This window comes from Pseudomonas sp. CCOS 191 (assembly GCF_001007005.1).
Lineage (GTDB): Bacteria > Pseudomonadota > Gammaproteobacteria > Pseudomonadales > Pseudomonadaceae > Aquipseudomonas > Aquipseudomonas soli.
Genome location: NZ_LN847264.1, coordinates 2,254,368 through 2,277,392, shown reverse-complemented (window position 1 = coordinate 2,277,392; position 23,025 = coordinate 2,254,368). Strand labels below are relative to the sequence as shown.

Genomic DNA, 23,025 nt, shown 5'->3' with positions numbered 1-23,025 from the left:
CCAGCTAATTACCGATTAACTGAGCTGGATCAAGAACCGGAGATGCATTGGGTTGCGGCAGTGCGCACGTCGCCCAGGCGCAGCGGGAAGTTGTTCAACCGCTCGTAGACCTTGATCGCGCTGCCGCTGCCGCGCTTGTCGATATCGAGCAGCGCCGCCGGACCGACGCCAGCCGTCAGCTTCTGCGGCACGGTCAGGCGCAGGTTTTCCCCGCGCACCTCCTCTTGCAACGGATCGCGCGTTTCAGCCAGCTTGCCCTTCACGCAGTCGGCGTACTCACGTGGCGTCTTGCCAGAGATCACATCCAAGGTGGCGTGGGACTGCTCGAGTTCCGTCACGCTGACACAGCCTCCCAATGCCAGCACCGCTGCCGCTACTACCCATTTCATGCACACACTCTCCAACTTCAAAGTCATCCTCTGACCACGTCCAGGCGTTTTTGCTCCCACGTCTGGCGGAAATCTCCTTGGCTTGGTCAGCCCGGGCGCAAGTGTAACCTCACATCGTGATATCTTTCGCGTTTGCAGAGACAATCCTTGCGGAGCGCCCCATGAAATTCGTACACCAGCGCGAACACCTGAACGAGGACGATATCGTCGTCATCGAGTGTTCCCAGCGCTGCAACATCCGCCTGATGAACGACGCCAACTTCCGCAGCTTCAAGAATGGCGGCCGGCATACCTACCACGGCGGCCACTTCGAGAAATTCCCGGCGAAGATCACCGTTCCCAGCACCGGTTTCTGGAACATCACCATCGACACCGTGACCACCCGCCCGATCTCCGTGACGCGCAAGCCAACCCTGACCCACAAGATCAAGATCATTCGTCGCTCGTCGTCGAAACTCGGATGAAGCCAGCATGACCCAGACCATCAAGTACGTGATCAAGTACAAGCTCGACGGCGAACGCCGCTGGGATTTCGCCCTGATGCCCGACGCCTCCCTGGAGCAGGCGCAGGAAGCCCTGCGCAAGATCCATGGCGACGACGCCGACAAGATCAGCGACATCCAGGTCAGCAAGGCCCTGTAGCAACGCTGGCCGCACTCAAGGAGTCGCCCATGAGCACCTGGCAAGACCGCCGCATCCTCGATCTGCTTGGCATCGAGCTGCCCATCCTCCAGGCGCCCATGGCCGGCGCCACTGGCTCAGCCATGGCCATTGCCGTCGGTAATGCCGGGGGCCTGGGCGCCCTGCCCTGCGCCATGCTCTCCAGCGAACAGCTGCGTGGCGAAATCGAAGCCTTCCGCGCCGCCTGCCAGGGCCCGCTCAACCTGAACTTCTTCTGCCACCAACCGCCGGCGCCAGACCCCGAGCAGGACGCTCGCTGGAAACAGGCGCTAAAGCCCTTCTACGATGAAGTCGGCGCGGACTTCGAGGCGCCGACGCCGGTGTCCAACCGCGCGCCCTTTGACGAACAAAGCTGCAAGCTGGTGGAGGAACTGCGCCCGGAAGTGGTCAGCTTCCACTTCGGCCTGCCAGCGCCGGCGTTGCTGCACCGGGTCAAGGCGGCAGGCGCCAAAGTGCTGTCCAGCGCCACCACGGTGGAGGAAGCGACCTGGCTGGAACAGCACGGCTGCGACGCGATCATCGCCATGGGTTATGAAGCCGGCGGCCATCGCGGCATGTTCCTCAGCAACGACATCACCAGCCAGATCGGCACCTTCGCCCTGGTGCCACAGATCGTCGACGCGGTGAGCCTGCCGGTGATCGCGGCAGGCGGCGTTGCCGATCACCGCGGCCTGCTCGCCGCCCTGGCCCTGGGCGCCTCGGCCGTGCAGATCGGCACCGCCTACCTGTTCTGCCCCGAAGCCAAGGTGTCACCTGCGCACCGCCGCGCCCTGGACAGCGCCCCCGCCAGCGATACCGCGCTGACCAACCTGTTCACCGGCCGCCCGGCCCGCGGCATCAACAACCGCCTCATGCGTGAACTGGGCCCGATGAGCGCCCTCGCCCCGCGTTTCCCGTTGGCCGGCGGCGCGCTGATGCCGCTGCGCGCGATCACCGACCCGCAAGGCAACAGTGATTTCAGCAACCTGTGGTCCGGGCAGGCATTGCGCCTGGGAAGGCCTATGGGTGCAGAGGCACTGACCCGCGAAATTGCAGGCGAGGCCCTGAAGCGGATTGTCCGGTGAGCGCGAAACGTTCATAGCGAGCCCCTTGCCGCAATAACCCGGCGTGCGGCGGTATACTCGCCAGCTTTCGAACCTCGCCCGGGAAACCGCCATGCAGCAAGTCCTGCTCATCGTCGATGTGCAATCCACCTTCAGCCCCTCTGAGAAACTGGTGGACGGCATCCGCGTGTTGTCCGCGCACATCCCCACGATCGCCTCGGTCGAACTGCACGACGAGCAGGTCACGCCGTTCCAGCGCCAGCTCGGTTGGCACCCGGCCAGCGAGGACGTGGCCCTGGTCGAGGCGGACAAGGTGTTCGTCAAGCATGGCTACGGCCAGACCGCCGAGACACTCGACTACATCAAAAGCCTCGGCGTCGAGCGTGTGCTGGTCTGCGGGCTGCAGACCGAGACCTGCGTGCTGGCCGCAGGCTTCGCCCTGTTCGATGCGGGGCTTACCCCGACACTGGTCACCGACCTGACCATGGGTTCTTCGCTGGACCGCTCCGGGCAGTTGGGCATCGACCTGTGGAAACACCACTTCGGTCATGTCACCACCGCCGCCGAGGTGCTGGCCGGGCTGCACGATCAGCGAGATGTTCCAAGCCCCTCGAATACGCCGTGATCGTTGCGCAGCCAGCCCGGCCTGGTTTCGCCCATTATCCGCCGCGCAAGCTCGCGCCTGCCGTCTCAGGCGGCCATGGGATCAAGGGCACTCGCAAGTGGAAGGCCCGAACACAGGCCCCGCGCAAGGGTCTTTGCCCGGGCCGAACACCGGGCACGACGCCTGGGCCGTCACGGAAAAGCCCCACAGCAGCAGTACAGCCAACATGACTTTCTTCATGGGTAACCTCCTGGTCAATAATTGATGCTTCCCTGCACCTTCGCTGTGGTCAGCGCTCGCACACGCAGGTCGTCGGGCCCAGCACCGGGCCGGCACAAGGGTCCTCCCAGGGTCCCAGTACCGCGCAATCGGCCTGCGCCGTCATCGAGCACATCCACAGCAGTATCGCGCCAGCCAGCATTTTCCTGTTCATCCAACCCTCCTTGGGCCTATCCCTGACGATCCTTCCCCGACGAGCGACAACCGCTCGCCGGGCCCGCAACAGCTAAGACCAACCCCGCTCATTGCGCCACTGTGGTTCATCGTCGCACCAGGGCCACGGCTCAGTGCGTCGGCGCCTTGCGCCAGGCACAGCACACGGTCGCCAGCACGATCAATGCCGCCCCGGCAGCCATGCGTGGTGATGGCTGTTCAGCGAACAACCACCAGGCACCGGCGATGGCATACACCGGCTCCAGGGCCAGGATCATGCCCGCCGTGCGTGCCTCCAGGCCGTCGAGGCTCTTGACGAACAGGAACTGCGCAAGCCCGGTGCAGAACACGCCCAGCAAGGCGAGGTTGATCCAGTCGGCGCCATCCAGGCGGGCTCCTTCCAGGTGGTTGAACGCGAGCGGCGCCACCAGCAGTGCCACCACCAGGTTCTGCCAGAACGCCACCTGCATCGCGTTCATGCCGGCCGGGCGACGGCGGTTGGCCACCGCCAGCAAGGCGAACGCCAGCCCCGAGGCCAGGCCCCACAGCAAACCCTGGGTACCACTGTCGAGCAGGTCGAACGACGGCACCACCAGCACCAGGCCTGCCGTGACCATCAGCAGCAACAGCGTCTCGACGGCACCAATGCGTTCACGGAACACCAGCACATCGATCAGTGCGATAAAGGCCGGGAAACTGGCAAAGCCCAGGGTGGCCACCGCCACACCCCCGGCCTTGACGGCCACGAAGAAGGTCAGCCAGTGCGCCGCCAGCAATGCGCCGGTCAGCACCAGCACCGGCAGGTTGCGCCGCTTCAGCGCATCGAGCAGGCGGGTGCCCTTGAGCCCGGCGACAAAGCCCAGGGCAATGAAGGCGAAGGTGGCGCGGCCAACGGTGATCAGGCTGGCATCGGCCTGGATCAGCGCGCCGAGGATGCCGGTCAGGCCGAACAGGATCGCCGCGAGATGGGCGACAAGCAATGCATTGCGATGGCCGCCCGATGTATCGGCGGCGGAAACGGAAGTAGCGATCATGGCAGTCAAGTCTCACAAGCGCGCACGTCGCTGCCGTGGCCGGCCGCGTGTGCGCCAAGGGTTTCTAGGGCTGTAGTTGTGGGGCGCCGCAGCGTTGGAATTGTGAGGCGAGGCTGCTTACTCGAATCTGTTGCGCCAGCCAGCCCTTGGCGCGGGGTTGACCGATGGATCAATTATTCAGATCCAAGAGCCAAGCAAGCAGATTGGCGCAGACAGGTGCTTGTCTGATTGCGACGCATCATGCGACGGGAAACGACAAAGACAATGCGCGCCTGCAGAGAACTCCGTTGCAAATGAAAAGGGCCGCTTTACGCGGCCCTTGGCATTCAAGACGTGATCAGCTGTTTAACCCGGCCGCCCTCGCCCGTGCGGCGTGCAGCTTCTTGTAGCTCTCGACCAGGCGCAGGTGGCGGTCCAGCCCCTCGAGCTTCATGCTGGTCGGGGTCAAGCCATGGAATCGCACGCTACCGTCCACCGAGCCCAGCACCGCGTCCATCCGCTCGTTGCCGAACATGCGGCGCAAGTTGGCCTCGTAGTCGGCCATCTCCAGCTCATCGTCCAGCACCACCTCCAGCACCACGTTCAGCGCCTGGTAGAACAGCCCGCGCTCGACGGTGTTGTCGTTGAACTGCAGGAACATCTCGACCAGCTCCTTGGCCTCCTCGAAGCGCTGCAGCACCAGGTGAATCAGCAGTTTCAGCTCGAGGATGGTCAGCTGGCCCCACACCGTGTTGTCGTCGAACTCGACGCCGATCAGCGTGGTGATGGTGGTGTAGTCGTCCACCTCGGCATTGTCCAGACGCTTGAGCAGCAGCTTCAGCGAGCGGTTGTCCAGCTTGTGCAGGTTGAGGATGTCGGCACGGAAGCCCAGCGCCCGGTTGGTGTTGTCCCAGATCAGGTCCTCGACCGGGTAGATCTCCGAATAACCCGGCACCAGGATGCGGCAGGCGGTGGCGCCAAGGTCGTCGTACACGGCCATGTACACCTCCTTGCCCTGGTCCTCGAGGATACCGAACAGCGTCTGCGCCTCCTGCTGGTTGGAGTCCTCGCCGTGGCCCGAGAAGTCCCACTCGACGAACTCGAAGTCGGCCTTGGCACTGAAGAAGCGCCACGACACCACGCCGCTGGAGTCGATGAAGTGCTCGACGAAGTTGTTCGGCTCGGTCAACGCAAGGCTGTCGAAGGTCGGCTGCGGCAGATCGTTCAGGCCCTCAAAGCTGCGGCCCTGAAGCAGTTCGGTGAGGCTGCGTTCCAGCGCCACCTCGAAGCTCGGATGGGCACCGAACGACGCGAACACGCCGCCGGTGCGCGGGTTCATCAGGGTCACGCACATCACCGGGAACTCACCGCCCAGCGACGCGTCCTTGACCAGCACCGGGAAGCCCTGCTCCTCCAGCCCCTGGATGCCGGCGACGATGCCCGGGTACTTGGCCAGTACCTCCTGCGGCACGTCCGGCAGGCACAGCTCGCCTTCGAGGATCTCGCGCTTGACTGCCCGCTCGAAGATCTCCGACAGGCACTGCACCTGCGCCTCGGCCAGGGTGTTGCCGGCGCTCATGCCGTTGCTCAGGTACAGGTTCTCGATCAGGTTGGACGGGAAGTACACCGTCTCGCCGTCCGACTGGCGCACGAACGGCAGCGAGCAGATACCGCGCTCCTTGTTGCCCGAGTTGGTGTCGTACAGGTGCGAGCCGCGCAGCTCGCCGTCGGGGTTGAAGATCTCAAGGCAGTAATCATCGAGGATCTCGGCCGGCAGCGCGTCCTTGGGCCCGGGCTTGAACCACTGCTCGTTGGGGTAGTGCACGAACGCGGCGTTGGCGATGTCCTCGCCCCAGAACTGGTCGTTGTAGAAGAAGTTGCAGTTCAAGCGCTCGATGAACTCACCCAGCGCCGAGGCCAGCGCCGCTTCCTTGGTCGCGCCCTTGCCGTTGGTGAAGCACATCGGCGACTGCGCGTCGCGCACGTGCAGCGACCAGACGTTGGGCACGATGTTGCGCCACGAGGCGATCTCGATCTTCATCCCCAGCTCCGCCAGCAGGGCAGACATGTTGGCGATGGTCTGCTCCAGCGGCAGGTCCTTGCCGGGGATGTAGGTGGTGGTGTCCGACACCGGCATCAGCAATGCCTGGGCATCGGCGTCGAGGTTGTCGACCTCCTCGATGATGAACTCGGGGCCGGTCTGCACCACTTTCTTCACAGTGCAACGGTCGATGGAGCGCAGGATGCCCTGGCGGTCCTTCTCGGAAATGTCCTCGGGCAGCTCGACCTGGATCTTGAAGATCTGGTTGTAGCGGTTCTCGGGGTCGACGATGTTGTTCTGCGACAGGCGGATATTCTCGGTCGGAATGTCGCGGGTCTGGCAGTACAGCTTGACGAAGTACGCCGCGCACAGGGCCGACGAGGCCAGGAAGTAGTCGAACGGCCCCGGGGCCGAGCCGTCGCCCTTGTAGCGGATCGGCTGGTCGGCGATCACCGTGAAGTCGTCGAACTTGGCTTCGAGACGGAGGTTGTCGAGAAAATTGACCTTGATTTCCATGCGAGGGGGTACCAGGAAGCGGGGCGGAAAATGGCGGGTATTATCCGGGATTCGCCGGCGAATGTCTTGGCATACCGCCGGACGAGCCGCAACGGGTCGCGCGGGCCTCTTTCATGGCTTCGCCAGCCGCTACTCCGCCCGGAAGCTCCAGACGATCTCGACCACCCGCGAAGCCAGCACCAGGTAAAGCAAACACAGGATCACCTGCAGCGCCGTGTGATAAGGCAGCTTGGCCAGCCGGTGCAAGGTATCGCTGACGTTCAGCAGCAACAGCAGCGCCGACACCAGAATCAGCCCCCAGCCGGTAAAGCTCGACACCCACAAGCCCAGCAGGATCTGCTGGTCACCGTGAATCGCCTCGGTGCCTGCGGCGAACAGCAGCGCGCACACCAGCAGGTTCTTCAAGTTGTCGAACACCTTGGCGCTGAGGTCGGCGTCGAGCAGTGCCAGGTACTTTTGCCAGAGTCTGCGCATGGGCCTCTCCTACGGATACAGGTGATGTACGCAAGTCTAGGCTCTGTACGAAATGTATCTGCACTCGCCCATACTGCGTTGAAACGGGGCTCGGAATGCTCATGTACTCCAGTACAGTCGGGCGCGACCCCGGCCGTTCCTCCCCCCGTTTCGCCTTGTCTGGCCTTCGCGCAGACACATTTCGTACAGACCCTAGAAGTGATTGGCCAAGTGCACGCTACCCATGGCGCTCGCAAAAGCCGACCAGGCTCACTACCCTTGGCCAACACACGACTGACAGGGATAACGGGAGTGCCATGCCCCATCACCAACAGCTCCACCAGGCGGGCTATGCCCTGCTCCGCCAGGCGATCCCGGCACAATGGCTGGACGAGCTGCGTCGGGTGTTCGAGGCCGGGGTGAAACCCTCGGAGGACTGGCCGGTGCCCCGCGCCAGGGACTGGCGTCATGCGCAACTGGATGGCGCAGCAGCGGTCCAGGCCGTTTGCCGCTTGCCGCATGTGCTGGCAGCCGTTGGCGCGTTGATCGGCGAACGGTTCTTCCTCTACCAGGTCGAGGGGCGCGCCCCTGTTGCCGGGGGTGGCCATCAGCGCCTGCACCGGGACCTGTCGGCGCAGCGCCCGGGCGACACGGTGGGAGTGATGGTCTACCTGGACGATTACGGCCTGGACAACGGAGCCACCCGTATCGTCCCCGGCAGCCATCGCCCCGCCCCGGACGCGCCACCTTTCGACTTCAGTGACGAATCACGCAGCGTCCAGCTTGCCGGGCGAGCGGGCGACGCCCTGGTGTTCGATGTCGACCTGGTACATGCCGGCAGCCTGAACGCCAGCGGTGCACCGCGCCGCGCGCTGCTGATCGGTTATGCCGCCGACCCGCTGTATGCCGTGTTCGAGGAAACCGCGCATCTGCGTGGCGTCCAAATGGACACGCAGCAACGCTTCGAACCCTCGGACTACCCGTTCACGACGCCATGACCTGGCGCTTGGCGTTCTTCTTGACGATGGCCTTCATACGCGCCGCCGCGCGCTGCACGGTCGCCATCTTTTCCGGCCGCTTCATGCCGCGCCATTTGCGGATCTCGTCCCGGGTCCGGCCACAGCTGACGCACAGCTCGCTGTTGAGCTGGCATAGCGAAACGCAAGGGTTGTCGATGTCTTTGGCCATGGCACACTCCACTTTTGGGGGCGCATCATACTGGCTTCGGTCCACAGGGTGCATGCCCCTTCGCCTACCTGAACGCTATACAATACCGCCCCACCGCCTGAACGGAATCAAGCCATGCCCGCTGCCCTGAAACGCCCTACCCCTGCGCCACTGCTTGCGCCAGGAGAAACCGTCTTGCTGTTCGACGGTGTATGCAAGCTGTGCAACGGCTGGGCGAAATTCGTGATCCGCCATGATCGCCATCAACGCATCCGCCTGGCCACGGTGCAGTCAGCGCAAGGCCAGGCGCTGCTCGCCTGGGCGGGCCTGCCGATAACGGCGTTCGACACCATGGCGGTGATCCGTGACCAGAACTGCTGGGTACGCTCCGCGGCGTTTTTCGAAATCGTCCGGCAACTGCCCGGCGCCTGGGCGCTGCTGCGGGTACTGCGCATATGCCCGCAGGGGCTACGGGACTGGCTGTATGATCGCGTGGCACTCAATCGCTATCGCCTGTTCGGCAAGCACGACCAATGCCTGCTACCGAGCCCAGACCACCAGCGACGCTTTCTCCAGGGCCAGCCATGAAGCGCCTGCGCCAGGTGCACTGGCTGGCGCGCGCCAGCCTGGCGTTCATCTTCGCCTACCACGGGCTGGTACCCAAGCTGCTGTTCCTCAGCCCCGGTGAGCAGTTGTTGTTGCAGGCCCACGGACTCGGGCATGCAGCCTGGCTGTCACAAATTGCCGGCGTAGCTGAACTGGTGCTCGCCGCACTGCTGCTGATGCCGAGCCTGGCCTGGCCGTTGCTGGTCGCCGCGGGCGTGCTGCTTGGGCTGCTGGTGGATGTGGCGGTGATGCAGCCGTCGATGCTGGTGGACGCCTTCAACCCGGTCTCGCTGAACGTGGCAGGTATGGCACTGTGCGCCGTGGCGTGGGCCTCAAGGCAGGGCCCTACCCCTGACGGCTAACGAAGCGCCCCGCGCAGCAGTCGGAACTGCAGGCCCTCAGCAAGGAAACCGCCCCATGGCCGTACTGCTCGCTGCCTTCATCACCCTGCTCATGCTGATCGCAGGCGCGATGGCACAGGCGTCGGAAGGCCGCAGTGCCGCACCTTCACCTGGCAACATTTGGACGCAAAATGTTGGCGCATATCTTCGCCCGCATAGCTAGAATGGCCGCCTGGCGTGTGCTGCGTGCGCCCGGGAGCCTTCCCGAATACGGAGAACATTCATTTGTTTTCCGTGAGATCCGTCCATGTTGCACGCATGCCCCCATTCCCCATGGCCCTTCCTGCCCCGTGTCTTCACGGCGTGGGTTGCTGCGCCGCATTCCCCATCCTTCTTCTCGCCCTTCGCCGCAGTGGCCCGTCCAGTCCGGAGCCAGCGTCTCGCCGTGTCCGTTGCCCGCCGCGCCACTGCCATTGCGAGGGTGATGCCATGAACGAGGACCGTTACATGACTGCACCCCTTCCAACCGTCAAGCCGCGCTCGATGCTGCGTCACCTGCTGGCCACCGAAGCGGCCGGCGGCGTATTGCTGATGTTCACCGCCGCGCTGGCCATCGTCATCGCCAACAGCCCCTGGGCCGGTGCCTACCAGCACCTGCTGCACCTGCCCGTCGGCCCGGTGCTGACCGACAAACTCGGCCCGATGACCGTGCACATGTGGATCAACGATGGTTTGATGGCGATCTTCTTCCTGCTGGTGGGCCTGGAGATCAAGCGCGAGCTGGTCGACGGCCGCCTGGCCAGCTGGGAGCAACGCCGCCTGCCGGCACTGCCGGCAATGATGGGCATGGCCGTGCCGGCGCTCATCTACCTGGCGGTGGCAGGCGGTGAACCCGGGCTGTCCAACGGCTGGGCGATCCCGGCCGCCACCGACATCGCCTTCGCCGTCGGCGCCCTGGCCCTGCTCGGGCGGCATGCGCCGCTGTCGCTCAAGGTGATGCTGGTGTCGGTGGCGATCATCGACGACATGGGCGCGGTGGCAATCATCGCGGTGTTCTACACCTCGTCGCTGAACCTGCTGGCACTGGCTGGTGCCGCCGGCATCATCGCCATCCTGCTGGCCTGCAACCGCCTGCGCGTGGTCAGCCTGTGGCCCTACCTGATCGGCGTGGCCGCGCTGTGGTACGTGACCCTGCTGTCAGGCGTGCACGCCACCATCGCCGGCGTGGTCGGCGCCCTGTTGATTCCGTACAGCACAGGCAGCAGCGAGGCCCGCGAGGCCAGCCCGCTGCTCAAGCTGGAGCATGGCCTGGCGCCATGGGTCGGTTTCCTCATCGTGCCGGCTTTCGGTTTTGCCAACGCCGGCGTCTCGTTCGGCGACCTGGGCCTTGACGACATCTTTGCCCCGCTGCCGCTGGCCATTGCCCTGGGCCTGCTGCTGGGCAAGCAGTTCGGCGTGTTTGGTGGCGTGCTGCTGGCGGTCAAGACCGGCCTGGCCAGCAAACCCCAAGGCGCCAGCTGGCTGCAGATCTACGGCGTGGCGATGCTCTGCGGTATCGGCTTCACCATGAGCCTGTTCATCGGCGAACTGGCCTTCCCGGGCCAGGCCGAGAAGATCGATGCAGCCAAGATCGGCATCTTGTTGGGCTCGTTGCTGTCGGCAATCATTGCCTGCCTGATCCTGCGATTTGCGCCCAAGCAGGCCGATTGAAGTAGCCCCACGGCCCGCGCCTGCTCGATAGCTCAGTGGCTGTCGAGCAGGCGCAGAAAGGTGTCGCGGACCTTCACATTGTCACTGTGACCGACATTGAAACGCATGAATGCCCGGGCATCGGCCTGAGCGCTCAGCAAGGTGCCGGGTGACAGCACCAGATCATGCTGCAAGCCGCTCATGGCGATGGCCTCGCCATCGACACCGGCGGGTAGCCGGGTCCACAAGAACAGCCCCTCCCCTTGGCACGACGCCACCTCGCACCCTGCCTCGCGCAACCAGCCAACCACCCGCCCACTGGCCTCATGCAGCCGGTCGACAACCCTGCGCGTATGCCGCTCATAGCTCCCTTCAGTCAGCAGGCGATGAATCACCTGCTCGGTCAGCTCGGACGTCACGCCGCCGCACTTCATCTTGAGCAGCGTCAGTTGCCCCGCCAATTCGGCGCCCACGGCCAGGTAGCTGACGCGACAATTGGCAGTGAGGGTCTTCGAGTAGCCGCAGACATAGCTGACATTGTCCAGGCCACCCACCCCTGCCAGGCGGGGCGTGCGTTTATGCTGGATATCGCAATACAGATCATCTTCGATGACGTGCACCCCATAGCGCTGACACAGCTCCAGCAGGCGGTGGACCTGCAATGCCGAAAAGGAATGCCCAGTTGGATTGTGCAAGGCACTGTTGGTCAGGTAGACCCGCGGGCGATGGGCAATCAGCAGTTGCTCGAAAGCCACGAAATCGATGCCTTCCATCGATCGCGCCACACAAACCGGGCGGGCGCCGTGGTAATGCAGGTTGGCGCGGAAGTTGAAATAGCACGGATCGTCGACCAGGACGCTGCCCCCCCTGCGCAGGATCAGGCGCAACAGCATGTCCACGCCTTGCATGGTGTTGGCGGTGGTGACGATCTGCTCGACCGGGACATCGATGCCCAAGGTGCCGAGCTTGAGCCGCAGCCATTGACGCAGCGGCAGGTAGCCTGCCGCCGAGCCGTACTCTCCCATGCGCAACTCGCTGGCCCGCAGGCACCCGCGCATGGCCTTGAGCAGGGTATCCACGGGCATCCATGAGGACGGCAGGAAGCCGCAGCCGGGGCGCAACATGCCGTTGTCCGTCAGCAGTGCGTGACGGAGCACACTCACTGGGTCCTGGGGCAGCAGATTGCGCACAGCCTCCGTGCCCATGACCTGGGCATCGCGTGCCACATAGTGGCCAGCGCCCTGGCGCGATACCACCAGCCCGGTGGCGCGCAGTCGGTCCAGGGCTTCCACCACCGTGGACTTGCTCACCCCCAACAGCTCGGTCAACTCGCGAATGGGCGGCAACCGCACCCCTGGGGCCAAAGCCCCATGCCCGATGGCCTCGGTAAAACCCTCGGCAATCTGCTGCACCAGCGGTTGCCCCGGCTGGAGTTCGATGGCGGCGATCACCGCGCGCTGTCGCTGCATTGTACTGGTCGTCCCGGCAGTAAAGTTCAGAGGTTTCCATCCGAAGTTGCCCTGCCCCTGCGGCCAGCGCCTTTCTACTATGCATCGGCATCCGGCTTGCGCCTAGCGCATACCGCCCCAAGGCCATGAAGAGACCGAGAAGCGCCCTATGTCCCGTGAAGCACAGTTTGCCGCGATACTTGATCAGCTGGGTTATTCCTTCGAAGCAGGGTTGAAACTCGGTGGCGACTACGCCGCCACCGTGCGCCATGAAGGCGTTGTGTACGTCAGCGGGCAGATCCCGCGCATTGACGAAGAGGTGATCCACCCCGGCCGGGTGGGGAGCGAAGTCAGCCTCAAGGATGCACGCACCGCAGCCATGGTCAGCGCCCTGCGCTGCCTGGCATTGGTGCGTGAACAGGTTGGCTCGCTGGATAACATCCGCGCCATCCTGCGCATGACCGTGTTCGTGCAGTCGGCCGAAGCGTTCACCCGGCAGAGCGAGGTGGCCAACGGTGCTTCGCAGGTCTTGTACAGTGTGTTTGGCGAAGCCGGCGCTCATACACGAACTTCGGTCGGCGTGCTCAGGCTGCCGAAGAATGCCCCCGTGGAAATCGACCTGATCGCTGCGGTGACGTGATGCCCCAGGCATGGCGTGCTACCGCACACCTCAACCGCGCACCACCGATACCCCGCCATCCACCACCATCGCCGACCCGGTCATGAAGCTTGATGCGTCCGAGGCCAGGAACAGTGCCGCCTCGGCGATTTCCTCCGGCCTGGCCAGGCGCTTGAGGGCGTGCAACCCTTTGACATGGGCCTGGGCCTCGGGGCTGCTCATCACACTGCGGCCCATCGGCGTGTCGGTACCGCCCGGCAGCAGCGCATTGGCGCGTATACCCCGGGCGCCCTGCTCCGCCGCGATGACCTGGACCAGGCCGACCAGGCCCGCCTTGCTGGCCGCATAAGCAGCCATGCCCGGCATGCCCACCGTGTGGCCGACGAAGGTCGAGGTGAAGATCAGCGAGCCACCGCCACGGGCCAGCAGCGCCGGGATCTGCGCCTGTGCGCAGAGGAAAGCGCTGGTCAGGTTGGTATGCAAGGTGTGTTGCCAGGCGTCCAGCGTCAGCTCGGGAACAGCAGCCAGCTCACCGAGGGTGCCTGCATTGTTGAAGGCGATGTCCAGGCCACCGAAGCGCGACACCGCCATGTCCACCAGTTCCCTGGCCAGCGCCGCGTCGGTTATGTCACCGGCCACCGTAAAGACCCGGCCGTGTCCGTCTGCCGTGATGTCCGCCGCCAACTGCTCGAGCTCGGCCTGGCGCCGCGCGGTGAGCACCAGATTGGCGCCGTGCCGGGCGAACAGTTTCGCCGCCGCACGGCCGATGCCGGAGCTGGCACCGGTGATGATTGCCACTTTGCCTGCCAATTGCATGATCTGTACCTCGTCCTGAAGGTGATTTGCAGGGTGCGCGGGTACTATCGGGTGCGGTACGGGGGGATGCTCTCCGTTTCTTGCGGACTGTGGTCAGCCGACAGCTAGATAAAGATTCGACGAGTCAGGGGGAGCACTGGTCAAGGGCGAAGCGCCTCCGCAAGCTTACGTGCAGTCATCGAACCCATGCCCAGACATCTGCGGCACCACTACCGACACCTCGCTACGAACTGCCGCGCGAATCTCTTCGAAGACCTTCTTTGTAAGGAGACTCTTAGCATGGCGCATGAACAACGCTTGCTCGGATAGCTGGGTCAACAGATTCAACTTACGCCTCTCTTCCTTCTGCTGATACTGTGCTAAGCCACGATCAACCCGAATGCCAGCCAATTCCTTCTTGGTCATGATGATTGCGTAGTTGATCCTTCTCAGCCACTGGGTATCCAGATCCTTGTGCCCAGCATAAGCCTCCTGCCGGGCAAGCTTGACCTGTGCCCGCATTGAAGCGATTTCGGCAACCAGGGTCGCTTCGCGACTGAGCATTTCGATCACTCGGTGACCTCTCTGCCCCATTTTGTCCCTGCACTGGGTTGCAAGGCCAACGAGTACCTCTTCTTCCATCACTTCTCCTCCTGCGACGATCGGATTGCGCACGGTGCGCATCCCAGCCTCAAGTTGTTCGATGGCCTGGGTACAGCAATGCAAAGCTTGTACTCGCTCTTCCTTTTGTATCGCCCACTCCTTACATGCCAGGTGCGACCGTCTGCCCGACCAGAGCCACCCTGGATGGCTGCTGCAGCAACCCGCGCGGCAAGCGGAAGCCTTTGAACGGTTGTTGAGTAATTGGGTTGAAGGCCTTCTCTGCGCTGAGCCGGTAGCGCATTACACCATCACCAGTCCTGAAACTCAGATCCACACTGGTCGCCGTCCGCCCATTGAGCGAACCGCGACTGAGCAGGCGAAACATGGACCATGGCCCTCGGTACTCCAGGCTGCTGCTGTTGCCGTTCTGCCTGAGCAGCGTCAGGTTGCTACGCACATGCTGCCCAAGCGTATTGGGCCAGATGATGCCGGTGATCTGGCTCGTGCCATGGGTGTAAGAAATCAACTGACCGTCCAGATCCAGCAGGCTGGTGCGCTGGTTCGCACTCAGCCCTAACGGCTCGATACTGAACTGCACACTCAAGTTGCCGCGCTGATCGAAAAACGTTTCGCGAATGCGGTCTGCCAGTTCCAACTGCTCGATCACATCGCTGCGGATCAGGGACTGCCCCTGCTGGCCGGTTTGCAGGGCTTCGAGGTTGTCCTTCAGGAACACCTTCAGATACTGCTCATTGAACTGCTGCAGCTGGCCCTTCGGCCCGAAGAACGCCTCGAAGTCATCCAGGGACGCGTCGGGCGCCCTGGCCACAAAGGGGTATCGGCCTGCCAGACGCTGCTGGAAGAAGCTGTACACCTCGACGTCCCAGCGCCGTTCCAACTCGCGCAGAGCTTCAACGTTCAATACCTGCGCCGTTTGATCAGCCAGCTTTCGGACCTGGTGGTTGATCGGCTCAGGCAAGCCGGTGGATACCCGTTGCAAGGTGCCGATGGGATCATGCCCGGTCATCGAGAAACGCTTATGCACGGCCTGCAGTGCAGCCTTACCTCGGTCCGGGCTATCCTGCACCACCTTGGCGTAGTCGTGCACGGCTGCAATAGCAGCCAGGGTTTCATCGTAGTAGCTAGGCTTTTCTGCCGTTACCTGCAGCATCGCGCTCAGCCCGGAAAAGGCCCTTTGAATAGTCCACGCCTGCTGATGTTCAGGCTTGATACTTGTCGGTGGCACTGTCTTGGCTTCATCTGCCAGCTCAACAACGCCAGTCGATGAGAGCGACGTGTTGTCCCTTACCGTATCGAGCAATCGATGCAACGGCGCAGCAGGCCCCGTCAACTGCTGCAGGATCGCGACACCATGGTCCAGGTCACGGAAATCAGCCACGCTGAAAGCGTTGAGGGCACGGCGCCAACTGTCAATGTAATCGGCACTGTATAAGTTGCGCAGCCGTTCGCTCAGCGCCTCCCTGTCGGCATCCGAATAATCGAGCTGGCTACGCTCGCCCAGCGCCCATTGGTCAATCATCGCCAAATCGGCGAAGCGCTGACTGCGTGGCTCGAAGTACTCCTTGAAACCTTTGGCAGTGAGCATCGGTGCTAACAGCACATCATTACCCTTCCTGGCGCCCATGGACGGCTGATACACCACGTCGAAGGCAGGCCCAACCTGATGACGCAAGTCCAGCCCGGCGTGCAACTGCTCCCCGGCCTGTTGTTTCAGGCCGGCGTAAACCCGCTCGGGTAGCGGCACCTTGCGCAGCGCTGCCTGCGCCACGGCGACACGTTGGCTGTACTGCGGCAGGTCGATATCGGCGTAGGCCAAGGCGTACTTAAGGTGCCGCATGAGGTCGCGCTGCAGTTGCCCCTGGCCAGGGAATTTCTGCTGCCATTGTCGGGCCATCCACTCTTCAACCCATTCGGTGCGGCGGTTCTGACGGTCTTCCAGCATGCGGTAAACCCTGAGGGCAGCCATTTGCTGCTCACTGCCTGGCGGCGCCGCATCCATGGCGTCGATCACACCACTGGCCAAGGCCGGCAGGAACCGCTTGGAGAGCAAGCTGAGATATGCCTCATCGACACGCGGGCCGATAGCGCGCCCCTGATACAGGCCAAAATCGGAAACACCCGGCCATGCAGCGCGGTAGTCGCCAAAAACCGATACCGCATCACGAATCTGGTCCAGCGGCTCCAGTAGATTGCGTCCGGTAGGATCCAGACGCTGGTCCACCTCGTGATGGCTGTATTCCCTGCTTTTGGCAAGCACGTTGGCGGCTTTGTCGCCATTGATGTCGAAAAAGCGCTGCCAGCCGGCGATGGCGACACAAAAAGCCAGCATGCCTATCCCTGAGCCCACCCATAGGAGTTGGCGCTTGCTGCGTGCCACCTTGATGTTATCCCCAGCAAGTCCGGCTTCCTTATAGATGACGCGCCCGAACGCATGCTGGATGAAGTACGGCAGCGCCTTGGTTTGCGCCTTGCCCTCGAGCAGAGGGAGCTTCGTCTTGTAGGGTTGCGCGGCCTCGCGCACGAACGCATTGAACATGTCACCTTGCTGGATGACCGAGGACCAGTACACTCCGCGTACCAAGGCTGGCGTGGTGTAGCGATCACTGGCCAGCGCTTCCTTCAGGAACTCCAGCAGTATTGGGCGCAAGCCGATCAATTGGGCATGCAATGAGAACAGGCGCGCGCGCTGCGGAGCACTGTCCAGCGCATCGAGCCGATCCACCACCTGCTCGAACAGCTGGCCGATCAACTGTTCATAGTGATCGCCATACTCCTCCAGCCAAGCGTCGAACGTGCCGATCGCGTCCAGCTTGAACGTGAAACCGAGCATTTTTTCCCGCATGGAGACGGAGAGCCCGGCATAGAGCTGGTCGAACCCGTCCAACAGGTCGAACTTGGTCAGCACCACATACAGCGGCAGCCGCGAACCCAATTGACTACTGACCTCGTACAGACGGGTGCGCAACACATGCGCCAAGGCAATGCGCTGCTCGGGTGTGCCATGCAATAACGCGGGTAAGTCGACTACCAGCAATATGCCATTTAGGGCTCTCTGGCTGCGGCTGCGCAACAACCAGTCCAGCAGGTGCTGCCACAGCCTGGCCGAGGTTGCAGGTGGCACTTGCTGTGTGGCTGATTCGTCGACCGGCGAGCCTGCCAGCGACTCCTGCCTGATGAACGCCCCTGGCGGATCGATGATCACCGCATCATTGCTGACCCACCAACCTATCGGAAAGGCCAGCGCTTGGGCCTGTCTGCCCCGAGCCTGTGCCTTGTCGATCCGGGTCAGGGAAAAGCTTTGTTCTGTGCGATCGATGAAGCTGGTCTTGCCAGCATGCTGGTCGCCTATCACCAAGTACCAAGGTAATCGATACAACGCACGTCGCCCGCCTGCACCATCGAGAAATCGCGAAAGTCCTTGGTCCAAGGCTTTCTCTTGCGCCTGAACTAGCGGCAATACGCTGTCCAGCTCAGCGGCCACCGCCTGCTTGCGCTCAGCCTCCAGGCGAACGTATCGCCTGCGCAGCACCACTAGCCAGCACAACAGCGGCACCAGCACGAGCACCAGGCTGGCCAAGCTGCGATGCGCCATGCTGGCCAGCGGGTGCTGTTCATGCCACATCCACTGCGGCCCGAGCCACCAGATGGCGACCAGCATCAGCACGGTACCCAGCACAAGCAGCAGCGGCATGGCCAAGCCGATCCGAGTCATCAGGGGCAAACCCCAACGTTTCAATAGCTTCCATAGTTGATTCATGGGGGCCTAGTCCTTGTTCTGATCAGCCAACACATGAGCAGAGGCATAATGTTGCAGTCGTTGAAACACCTCTGGCTCCCAAACGGCGGCCGTGGTGTGCTGCATGGTCCGTGCGACGCTGGCACACAGGTCCTGAGCCAGCCAGGACACGCCTCGCGCTGCCAAGAAATCGGCCGCAATGACGGTGGTATGGCAGCGCTCACGCGGAGCACGAAGGTCCGCCTGCATGGCCTGCAACTTGAGCAAAACCGGCTCTACCCCACCTGCGTCCAACTGACCGGCCAACTCTTCGCGCAGGCCTGCGAGCTCGTGGGCAGATTCGGCTTGCGTTTGCCCAGCTGCGCCTCTGAGCCAAGCCATGCTTTGATCGTCCACGAACGACCTGCCGTCGCTGAAACACAACTGCTGGAGCGCGGGCATGCGTTGGACGAATCGGGCAGTCGCTGCGCGGATTGCCTCAGCTACCTCCCCCATCGCCAGCCGTGTCGCCGCACTGGCCGCGAGGAAACTGCCGCGTACCCAAAAGGGGCAAGCCGTTACGCTCTTTTCGATCCGCTGAAGCAACGCCGCGTCGATCGCGGTGCCAGCAATCGCCTCTTCATAGTCGCTGGCGATATCCAGCGGCACCGCCATCAGTTCAGTGCGATTGCCTTGCTTGATTTGAGGCGCCGCCTGGATATGGGCCCACAGGCCGAATCGACGTAGCTGGTAGCCCGTCGGGTCGTAGGGGTCTTGTTGATTGATCATCTCGGCCATTGCCAGCACGGCCCGTCGTGATTCGCGCTCGTTGCCTAACGACACACGAGGCATTGGGGTGGCAATGACCTCGGCCAGCGGTGCAGACCTGGTTGCCGCCGACGACTTCGCCGCAGCAGGCTCGCCTGCACCGCTCGCCTGCTCCGCTTGCTTGCGCAGCAGTCGATCTACATCATTCAGAAAGGCACCATCCAACTGAGCAACGGCTTGCTGCTGTTGCAGGCGCTGCAATGCCTCTTGAGCTACGGCCGCATGAGCAGGGGTGAATGTGTAGCGGTCCAGGCGCGGCAGCGCTTCGTTCAAGCGGTCGAGCACAAGGCCAACCAGCTTGCGCTTGCCCAGGAAACCTTTGGGGCCAGGCTTTGGATGCGCAACCTCCCAATAGCGCTCGACCATGCCGGCCAGCAACGCCAAGGTAAAACCCCATCGCTCCCAACATCCACTGCGAAGCCACGCAGCACTCAGGTGCGCGACGATACGCAAGTGCTTGCACTGCTGCGCCAGATACTGTCGTGACGCTTCCTCGATATAGGCCCAGTCGATGGTGGATGCCTGCAGCCCGCCCAGCTTGACCATTTCCTGGTCAATGGCCTGATAGGTTTCGTCCTCCACATCGAACAGACCCACCGGTGCCTGCGCATCGATTGGTGCGAGCAGCCGTGCAATTTCCTGTGCGTTGACCTCTGCTACCAGCGACATGTTTTGCGCGCCTCGTCGATCAGCGGGTCCAGGCCTTGAGCATCGAAGACCAATCCATCAATGGAGGGGTTGTCGCTTTGAACCTGAATGCGATGGGCCCCAATCAGTTGCTTGATCTGCTCGATTCCGGGCAAGCCCCGACCCGCATCGAGTACCTGACCGTTCTCCGTCACCTGCCAAGGGGTTGCGACGGTGGTGCTCCGCTCCCCCTGCAATCGCACCGTCACCCGACCAGCATCAATGGGTTGCGCGGCGACCAGTTGCAGCCTGGAGATGTTCTGCAAACAACTGATCACCAGGTAGGAATGCGACGCGGCCGAAGCGATTGCAGGTGCAGAGATCGTCAGCCCGTCGTCTTCAGGCGTGAGTCGAAACGTCAGGTCGTCGGGATGGCGTCCTGCTTCGTGAGTCAGCACCCGGCGCACCGTGGGTGAGTCCTGTTCTGGCGGCGACCACTGCATGGGCACCGAGTGTGCAGGCGTTCCGGCGGCTTCATCAAAACACGCCAAACGCTCAAGGTTGGACACGATCCGCGAGCAATCCTGATCGGAATACACGGGTATTGGCATGCACCCGAGCACCAGCCAAAGACTTACGCCACAAGTTTTATTACCCAGCATCGCAAGTAAATACCTTTCATACAGTGCATATGACCTATTCAAATTAGCGGATCTGAAACAGCCCTCTCAGGCACTAAAATTCCCGCAAACGGCAAGAGCCTAGCCCATCGGAACAGCAACAAACAAAAAAATATTTTTTAACATTTTCATACTCGACGACATGACAAAACCAAGCGCAATGTTTTTACGCGACGCACAACCAGCCCCGAACTTTGTTCATACATCAGACAAATAAATAGGAATCTTCCCACATACTAATTTGTAACTAAAAACCCAACACGGACAATTCTTAAGAACACGGAGAGATTCTGCGATGGCCAAATCCACAGGGTCGGTTGCACCCAAAGAACGCATCAACATCAAATACGTACCCGCCACCGGCGATGAACAGGCCGAAGTAGAGCTGCCGCACAAGATGTTGGTAATGGGCGACTTCGGCCTGGATGACACCCGCGCGCTGGAAGACCGATCGCTCATGCGTATCGATAAACACACCTTCAACAACGTGTTGAACGACGCCGATGTCAGCTTGGCCATGTCGGTACCTTCCATGCTCAGCACGGCCGCCGACGCAGAGCTGGCGGTCAACCTGCAGTTCAGATCGATCAATGACTTCGGACCAGACGGCATCGCCCGCCAAGTACCAGAGCTCAGCAAGCTTCTGGAGTTGCGTGAGGCGCTGGTGGCACTGAAAGGCCCGCTGGGCAACGAGCCCGCTTTCCGCAAGCAATTGCAGCACCTGTTGAACAACGAGCAGGCCCGCAAACAACTCGCCGAAGAATTGGACCTGGTGCTTGAGGCGCCAAAAGAAGACTGAGACAACGGAGCGTCCCATGCCAAAGCCAACCAGCACCTCCCTCGCCGCAGAACTATCTGGCCAGACATTGAGCCATGCCACTCTGCTCGATCAGATCATGGCGGAAACAAAACTGATGCCCGCTCAAGAGGGCTACCAAGTCGCTCGTCAAGGCGTATCGGCCTTTATTGCAGAAATACTCAAAAGTGATGACCCAGATCAACTAATCAACAAACACCGGGTCGACCAGATGATTGCAGAGCTGGATCGAGTGCTCAGCAAGCAAATGGATGTCATTCTTCATCAACCGGAATTCCAGGCGCTCGAATCCTCGTGGCGCAGCCTCAAACTTCTGGTGGACCGCACGGACTTCCGCGAGAACATCAAGCTTGAAGTCCTGCATGTCAGCAAAGAAGACTTGCTCGACGATTTCGACAATGCCGCCGATATCACCTGCAGCGGTATTTACAAACACGTTTACACCGCAGGCTACGGGCAGTTCGGTGGTGAGCCGGTGGCGGCCATGCTGGGGAACTACAACTTCGGTCCCTCTTCGCCAGACATCAAGTTACTGAGCTACATGGCCTCCGTGGGCGCCATGTCGCATGCCCCGTTCCTGGCCGCCCCCTCCCCCGACTTCTTCAATCTGAGCAGCTTTGAAGAGCTGCCCAACCTGAAGGAAATCAAAGACATTTTCGCAGGGCCGCGACATGCCAAATGGCGCGCCTTCCGCGAAAGCGAAGATGCCCGCCACACTGCGCTGACCGGGCCACGCTTCATGCTTCGCTCGGCCTACCACCCCCAGGAACAGCCGATCAAAAGCTTCAACTACGAGGAAAGTATCGACGGGCGACACGACAATTACCTGTGGGGCAATTCCGCCTTCCTGCTGGCCAGCTGCATCAACGACAGCTTTGCCCGCTACCGCTGGTGCCCGAACATCATCGGCCCGCAGTCCGGTGGCGCCGTGGAGGATCTGCCAGTTCATCTCTACGAGGCGCTTGGGCAGTTACAAGCGAAGATCCCAACCGAGGTGCTGATTTCCGACCGCAAGGAATTCGAGCTCGCCGAAGAAGGCTTCATTGCGCTGACGATGCGCAAGGACAGCGATAACGCCGCGTTCTTCTCGGCCAATTCGGTACAGAAACCGAAGAACTTCCCCAAGACCCCAGAAGGATTGCAGGCTCAAACCAACTACAAGCTGGGCACACAGTTGCCTTACCTGTTCATCGTCAACCGGCTGGCTCATTACATCAAGGTGCTGCAACGCGAGCAGATCGGCAGCTGGAAGGAGCGCCGCGACCTTGAGTCCGAGCTGAACAAATGGATCAAGCAGTACGTCGCCGACCAGGAAAATCCCTCTGCCGATGTGCGCAGCCGCCGTCCCCTACGTGCTGCGAAGGTCGAGGTTGCAGACGTTGTCGGCGATCCGGGTTGGTACCAGGTTTCGCTCGCCGTGCGCCCGCACTTCAAATACATGGGCGCGAACTTCGAGATATCGCTGGTAGGCCGGCTCGACACCCAATGAGCGGATTTTTCGATCGATTGGTTGCCGATCAGTCCGTGATCCGGGCGCCGTCCAGGCAAGAGAACGCGTCCCACAAGTTCGCCGCCATCAAGCGCCACTTGGAAACGCTGCTCAACGCTCGCCAGGGTTGCTCACAGAGCAGCCCTGAGCTGGGCCTGCGCGATTTCAATGGGCATGACGTGAGCAGTGGCGACCTCCTGAAACAAGTGAGCGCTGACATACGCCGCACCATCCAGCGTTTCGAGCCTCGCGTGCAGGTACGTTCACTTAAAGCCGTGCCCGACTGTCACGCTCCTCAGGAGCTGCATTTCAGGCTGGACTGCCAAGTGCAGGTGAACAATCACACGGAGCAGTTGCAACTGGAGCTGCTGGTCAACGGCCATAACCGCCATACCCGAGTGAGGTGAT

Annotated in this window: 26 protein-coding genes; 13 read left to right on the top strand and 13 right to left on the bottom strand. The window is 62.2% G+C overall.

The window, feature by feature from the left end:
• Positions 1 to 29 precede the first annotated feature (29 nt).
• Positions 30 to 389 (bottom strand): hypothetical protein, encoded by a 360-nt coding sequence (locus CCOS191_RS10500; protein WP_046855132.1) that lies wholly within the window; start codon positions 387 to 389, stop codon positions 30 to 32.
• Positions 390 to 550: 161 nt separating this feature from the next.
• Here CCOS191_RS10500 and CCOS191_RS10495 point away from each other — a divergent pair, with 161 nt between their 5' ends.
• The 4 genes from CCOS191_RS10495 to CCOS191_RS10485 all read left to right on the top strand — a co-directional run bounded on the left by CCOS191_RS10495 (position 551) and on the right by CCOS191_RS10485 (position 2,738).
• The gene (locus CCOS191_RS10495; protein ID WP_046855131.1) at positions 551 to 853 is read left to right on the top strand and encodes a DUF1883 domain-containing protein; all 303 of its coding nucleotides are present in this window, start codon (positions 551 to 553) and stop codon (positions 851 to 853) included.
• Between the two features lie 7 nt (positions 854 to 860).
• Positions 861 to 1,031, top strand: a complete 171-nt coding sequence (locus CCOS191_RS28145; RefSeq protein ID WP_094011390.1) for a hypothetical protein — start codon at positions 861 to 863, stop codon at positions 1,029 to 1,031.
• Positions 1,032 to 1,060: 29 nt separating this feature from the next.
• Positions 1,061 to 2,134 carry an NAD(P)H-dependent flavin oxidoreductase gene (locus tag CCOS191_RS10490; RefSeq protein ID WP_046855130.1) on the top strand — a complete coding sequence of 358 codons (1,074 nt, stop codon included), beginning with the start codon at positions 1,061 to 1,063 and terminating at the stop codon, positions 2,132 to 2,134.
• Positions 2,135 to 2,225: 91 nt separating this feature from the next.
• Positions 2,226 to 2,738, top strand: coding sequence for a cysteine hydrolase family protein (locus tag CCOS191_RS10485; protein ID WP_046855129.1), 513 nt, complete (start codon positions 2,226 to 2,228; stop codon positions 2,736 to 2,738).
• An 81-nt stretch (positions 2,739 to 2,819) separates the two neighbouring features.
• Here the strand turns inward: CCOS191_RS10485 and CCOS191_RS28370 are convergent, their stop codons facing one another.
• The 5 genes from CCOS191_RS28370 to CCOS191_RS10470 form a co-directional block, all read right to left on the bottom strand.
• The gene (locus tag CCOS191_RS28370) at positions 2,820 to 2,957 is read right to left on the bottom strand and encodes a PA0050 family protein (RefSeq protein WP_231867481.1); all 138 of its coding nucleotides are present in this window, start codon (positions 2,955 to 2,957) and stop codon (positions 2,820 to 2,822) included.
• Positions 2,958 to 3,006: 49 nt separating this feature from the next.
• Entirely contained in the window at positions 3,007 to 3,150 is a 144-nt protein-coding gene (locus tag CCOS191_RS27880; RefSeq protein ID WP_023630030.1) for a PA0050 family protein, read from the bottom strand.
• Between the two features lie 130 nt (positions 3,151 to 3,280).
• Positions 3,281 to 4,183, bottom strand: a complete 903-nt coding sequence (locus tag CCOS191_RS10480; RefSeq protein ID WP_046855128.1) for a DMT family transporter — start codon at positions 4,181 to 4,183, stop codon at positions 3,281 to 3,283.
• 337 nt (positions 4,184 to 4,520) lie between these two features.
• Positions 4,521 to 6,719: an OsmC domain/YcaO domain-containing protein gene (locus CCOS191_RS10475; protein WP_046855127.1), complete on the bottom strand. Its 2,199-nt coding sequence runs from the start codon at positions 6,717 to 6,719 to the stop codon at positions 4,521 to 4,523.
• A 129-nt stretch (positions 6,720 to 6,848) separates the two neighbouring features.
• On the bottom strand, positions 6,849 to 7,193 hold the full coding sequence (locus tag CCOS191_RS10470) for a hypothetical protein (RefSeq protein WP_023630028.1): 345 nt from the start codon (positions 7,191 to 7,193) through the stop codon (positions 6,849 to 6,851).
• A gap of 296 nt (positions 7,194 to 7,489) precedes the next feature.
• On the opposite strand from CCOS191_RS10470, the gene CCOS191_RS10465 reads away from it, so the two are divergent.
• Entirely contained in the window at positions 7,490 to 8,170 is a 681-nt protein-coding gene (locus CCOS191_RS10465) for a phytanoyl-CoA dioxygenase family protein (protein ID WP_046855126.1), read from the top strand.
• On the opposite strand, the gene CCOS191_RS10460 is transcribed toward CCOS191_RS10465, so the two are convergent.
• Complete coding sequence (locus tag CCOS191_RS10460; protein ID WP_046855125.1) at positions 8,157 to 8,360, bottom strand: DUF1289 domain-containing protein; 204 nt, start codon at positions 8,358 to 8,360, stop codon at positions 8,157 to 8,159. The two genes, CCOS191_RS10465 and CCOS191_RS10460, sit on opposite strands and share 14 nt — an antisense overlap.
• 114 nt (positions 8,361 to 8,474) lie before the next feature.
• Between CCOS191_RS10460 and CCOS191_RS10455 the strand changes: the two genes are divergently transcribed.
• The 4 genes from CCOS191_RS10455 to nhaA all read left to right on the top strand — a co-directional run bounded on the left by CCOS191_RS10455 (position 8,475) and on the right by nhaA (position 10,996).
• Positions 8,475 to 8,927 carry a thiol-disulfide oxidoreductase DCC family protein gene (locus CCOS191_RS10455; protein WP_046855124.1) on the top strand — a complete coding sequence of 151 codons (453 nt, stop codon included), beginning with the start codon at positions 8,475 to 8,477 and terminating at the stop codon, positions 8,925 to 8,927.
• Positions 8,924 to 9,307 carry a DoxX-like family protein gene (locus CCOS191_RS10450; protein ID WP_046855123.1) on the top strand — a complete coding sequence of 128 codons (384 nt, stop codon included), beginning with the start codon at positions 8,924 to 8,926 and terminating at the stop codon, positions 9,305 to 9,307. The genes CCOS191_RS10455 and CCOS191_RS10450 overlap by 4 nt, the downstream gene beginning before the upstream one ends.
• 55 nt (positions 9,308 to 9,362) lie before the next feature.
• A complete protein-coding gene (locus tag CCOS191_RS27875; protein WP_156177536.1) occupies positions 9,363 to 9,509 on the top strand; it encodes a hypothetical protein in 147 nt (48 codons plus the stop codon).
• 284 nt (positions 9,510 to 9,793) lie between these two features.
• Positions 9,794 to 10,996 carry a Na+/H+ antiporter NhaA gene (gene nhaA / locus CCOS191_RS10445; RefSeq protein ID WP_046857748.1) on the top strand — a complete coding sequence of 401 codons (1,203 nt, stop codon included), beginning with the start codon at positions 9,794 to 9,796 and terminating at the stop codon, positions 10,994 to 10,996.
• 32 nt (positions 10,997 to 11,028) lie between these two features.
• Here the strand turns inward: nhaA and CCOS191_RS10440 are convergent, their stop codons facing one another.
• Positions 11,029 to 12,444 (bottom strand): aminotransferase-like domain-containing protein, encoded by a 1,416-nt coding sequence (locus CCOS191_RS10440; RefSeq protein WP_046855122.1) that lies wholly within the window; start codon positions 12,442 to 12,444, stop codon positions 11,029 to 11,031.
• 148 nt (positions 12,445 to 12,592) lie between these two features.
• Here CCOS191_RS10440 and CCOS191_RS10435 point away from each other — a divergent pair, with 148 nt between their 5' ends.
• Positions 12,593 to 13,063 (top strand): RidA family protein, encoded by a 471-nt coding sequence (locus CCOS191_RS10435; RefSeq protein WP_046855121.1) that lies wholly within the window; start codon positions 12,593 to 12,595, stop codon positions 13,061 to 13,063.
• 30 nt (positions 13,064 to 13,093) lie between these two features.
• Here CCOS191_RS10435 and CCOS191_RS10430 read toward each other — a convergent pair whose 3' ends face one another.
• From CCOS191_RS10430 to vasI, 5 genes are all read right to left on the bottom strand, one after another.
• A complete protein-coding gene (locus tag CCOS191_RS10430; protein WP_046855120.1) occupies positions 13,094 to 13,858 on the bottom strand; it encodes an SDR family oxidoreductase in 765 nt (254 codons plus the stop codon).
• A gap of 165 nt (positions 13,859 to 14,023) precedes the next feature.
• Positions 14,024 to 14,521, bottom strand: coding sequence for a hypothetical protein (locus CCOS191_RS10425; protein WP_156177534.1), 498 nt, complete (start codon positions 14,519 to 14,521; stop codon positions 14,024 to 14,026).
• Positions 14,522 to 14,600: 79 nt separating this feature from the next.
• Entirely contained in the window at positions 14,601 to 18,218 is a 3,618-nt protein-coding gene (gene tssM / locus CCOS191_RS10420; RefSeq protein WP_046855118.1) for a type VI secretion system membrane subunit TssM, read from the bottom strand.
• A gap of 6 nt (positions 18,219 to 18,224) precedes the next feature.
• Positions 18,225 to 19,673 (bottom strand): type VI secretion system protein TssA, encoded by a 1,449-nt coding sequence (gene tssA, locus CCOS191_RS10415; RefSeq protein ID WP_046855117.1) that lies wholly within the window; start codon positions 19,671 to 19,673, stop codon positions 18,225 to 18,227.
• Positions 19,661 to 20,242, bottom strand: a complete 582-nt coding sequence (gene vasI, locus CCOS191_RS10410) for a type VI secretion system-associated protein VasI (RefSeq protein WP_082120511.1) — start codon at positions 20,240 to 20,242, stop codon at positions 19,661 to 19,663. The genes tssA and vasI overlap by 13 nt, the downstream gene beginning before the upstream one ends.
• 364 nt (positions 20,243 to 20,606) lie before the next feature.
• On the opposite strand from vasI, the gene tssB reads away from it, so the two are divergent.
• From tssB to tssE, 3 genes are read left to right on the top strand one after another with little or no spacing between them, the layout of a single operon-like run.
• The gene (gene tssB, locus CCOS191_RS10405) at positions 20,607 to 21,110 is read left to right on the top strand and encodes a type VI secretion system contractile sheath small subunit (RefSeq protein WP_046855116.1); all 504 of its coding nucleotides are present in this window, start codon (positions 20,607 to 20,609) and stop codon (positions 21,108 to 21,110) included.
• Between the two features lie 16 nt (positions 21,111 to 21,126).
• Entirely contained in the window at positions 21,127 to 22,617 is a 1,491-nt protein-coding gene (gene tssC, locus CCOS191_RS10400) for a type VI secretion system contractile sheath large subunit (protein ID WP_046855115.1), read from the top strand.
• Positions 22,614 to 23,024: a type VI secretion system baseplate subunit TssE gene (gene tssE, locus CCOS191_RS10395; RefSeq protein ID WP_046855114.1), complete on the top strand. Its 411-nt coding sequence runs from the start codon at positions 22,614 to 22,616 to the stop codon at positions 23,022 to 23,024. The genes tssC and tssE overlap by 4 nt, the downstream gene beginning before the upstream one ends.
• Position 23,025 lies beyond the last annotated feature (1 nt).

Bases quoted from the DNA above. Each gene is read 5' to 3' on its own strand.
- tssB (WP_046855116.1), top strand. From the start codon at position 20,607: ATGGCCAAATCCACAGGGTCGGTTGCACCCAAAGAACGCATCAACATC.
- CCOS191_RS10490 (WP_046855130.1), top strand. From the start codon at position 1,061: ATGAGCACCTGGCAAGACCGCCGCATCCTCGATCTGCTTGGCATCGAG.
- CCOS191_RS10460 (WP_046855125.1), bottom strand. From the start codon at position 8,360: ATGGCCAAAGACATCGACAACCCTTGCGTTTCGCTATGCCAGCTCAAC.
- CCOS191_RS28370 (WP_231867481.1), bottom strand. From the start codon at position 2,957: ATGAAGAAAGTCATGTTGGCTGTACTGCTGCTGTGGGGCTTTTCCGTG.
- tssM (WP_046855118.1), bottom strand. From the start codon at position 18,218: ATGAATCAACTATGGAAGCTATTGAAACGTTGGGGTTTGCCCCTGATG.
- CCOS191_RS28145 (WP_094011390.1), top strand. From the start codon at position 861: ATGACCCAGACCATCAAGTACGTGATCAAGTACAAGCTCGACGGCGAA.
- CCOS191_RS10430 (WP_046855120.1), bottom strand. From the start codon at position 13,858: ATGCAATTGGCAGGCAAAGTGGCAATCATCACCGGTGCCAGCTCCGGC.
- CCOS191_RS10475 (WP_046855127.1), bottom strand. From the start codon at position 6,719: ATGGAAATCAAGGTCAATTTTCTCGACAACCTCCGTCTCGAAGCCAAG.
- vasI (WP_082120511.1), bottom strand. From the start codon at position 20,242: ATGCCAATACCCGTGTATTCCGATCAGGATTGCTCGCGGATCGTGTCC.
- CCOS191_RS10455 (WP_046855124.1), top strand. From the start codon at position 8,475: ATGCCCGCTGCCCTGAAACGCCCTACCCCTGCGCCACTGCTTGCGCCA.
- CCOS191_RS10500 (WP_046855132.1), bottom strand. From the start codon at position 389: ATGAAATGGGTAGTAGCGGCAGCGGTGCTGGCATTGGGAGGCTGTGTC.
- CCOS191_RS10425 (WP_156177534.1), bottom strand. From the start codon at position 14,521: ATGCGCACCGTGCGCAATCCGATCGTCGCAGGAGGAGAAGTGATGGAA.
- CCOS191_RS27875 (WP_156177536.1), top strand. From the start codon at position 9,363: ATGGCCGTACTGCTCGCTGCCTTCATCACCCTGCTCATGCTGATCGCA.
- nhaA (WP_046857748.1), top strand. From the start codon at position 9,794: ATGACTGCACCCCTTCCAACCGTCAAGCCGCGCTCGATGCTGCGTCAC.
- CCOS191_RS10480 (WP_046855128.1), bottom strand. From the start codon at position 4,183: ATGATCGCTACTTCCGTTTCCGCCGCCGATACATCGGGCGGCCATCGC.
- CCOS191_RS10440 (WP_046855122.1), bottom strand. From the start codon at position 12,444: ATGCAGCGACAGCGCGCGGTGATCGCCGCCATCGAACTCCAGCCGGGG.
- CCOS191_RS10485 (WP_046855129.1), top strand. From the start codon at position 2,226: ATGCAGCAAGTCCTGCTCATCGTCGATGTGCAATCCACCTTCAGCCCC.
- tssA (WP_046855117.1), bottom strand. From the start codon at position 19,673: ATGTCGCTGGTAGCAGAGGTCAACGCACAGGAAATTGCACGGCTGCTC.
- CCOS191_RS10435 (WP_046855121.1), top strand. From the start codon at position 12,593: ATGTCCCGTGAAGCACAGTTTGCCGCGATACTTGATCAGCTGGGTTAT.
- CCOS191_RS27880 (WP_023630030.1), bottom strand. From the start codon at position 3,150: ATGAACAGGAAAATGCTGGCTGGCGCGATACTGCTGTGGATGTGCTCG.
- CCOS191_RS10465 (WP_046855126.1), top strand. From the start codon at position 7,490: ATGCCCCATCACCAACAGCTCCACCAGGCGGGCTATGCCCTGCTCCGC.
- CCOS191_RS10470 (WP_023630028.1), bottom strand. From the start codon at position 7,193: ATGCGCAGACTCTGGCAAAAGTACCTGGCACTGCTCGACGCCGACCTC.
- CCOS191_RS10450 (WP_046855123.1), top strand. From the start codon at position 8,924: ATGAAGCGCCTGCGCCAGGTGCACTGGCTGGCGCGCGCCAGCCTGGCG.
- tssE (WP_046855114.1), top strand. From the start codon at position 22,614: ATGAGCGGATTTTTCGATCGATTGGTTGCCGATCAGTCCGTGATCCGG.
- tssC (WP_046855115.1), top strand. From the start codon at position 21,127: ATGCCAAAGCCAACCAGCACCTCCCTCGCCGCAGAACTATCTGGCCAG.
- CCOS191_RS10495 (WP_046855131.1), top strand. From the start codon at position 551: ATGAAATTCGTACACCAGCGCGAACACCTGAACGAGGACGATATCGTC.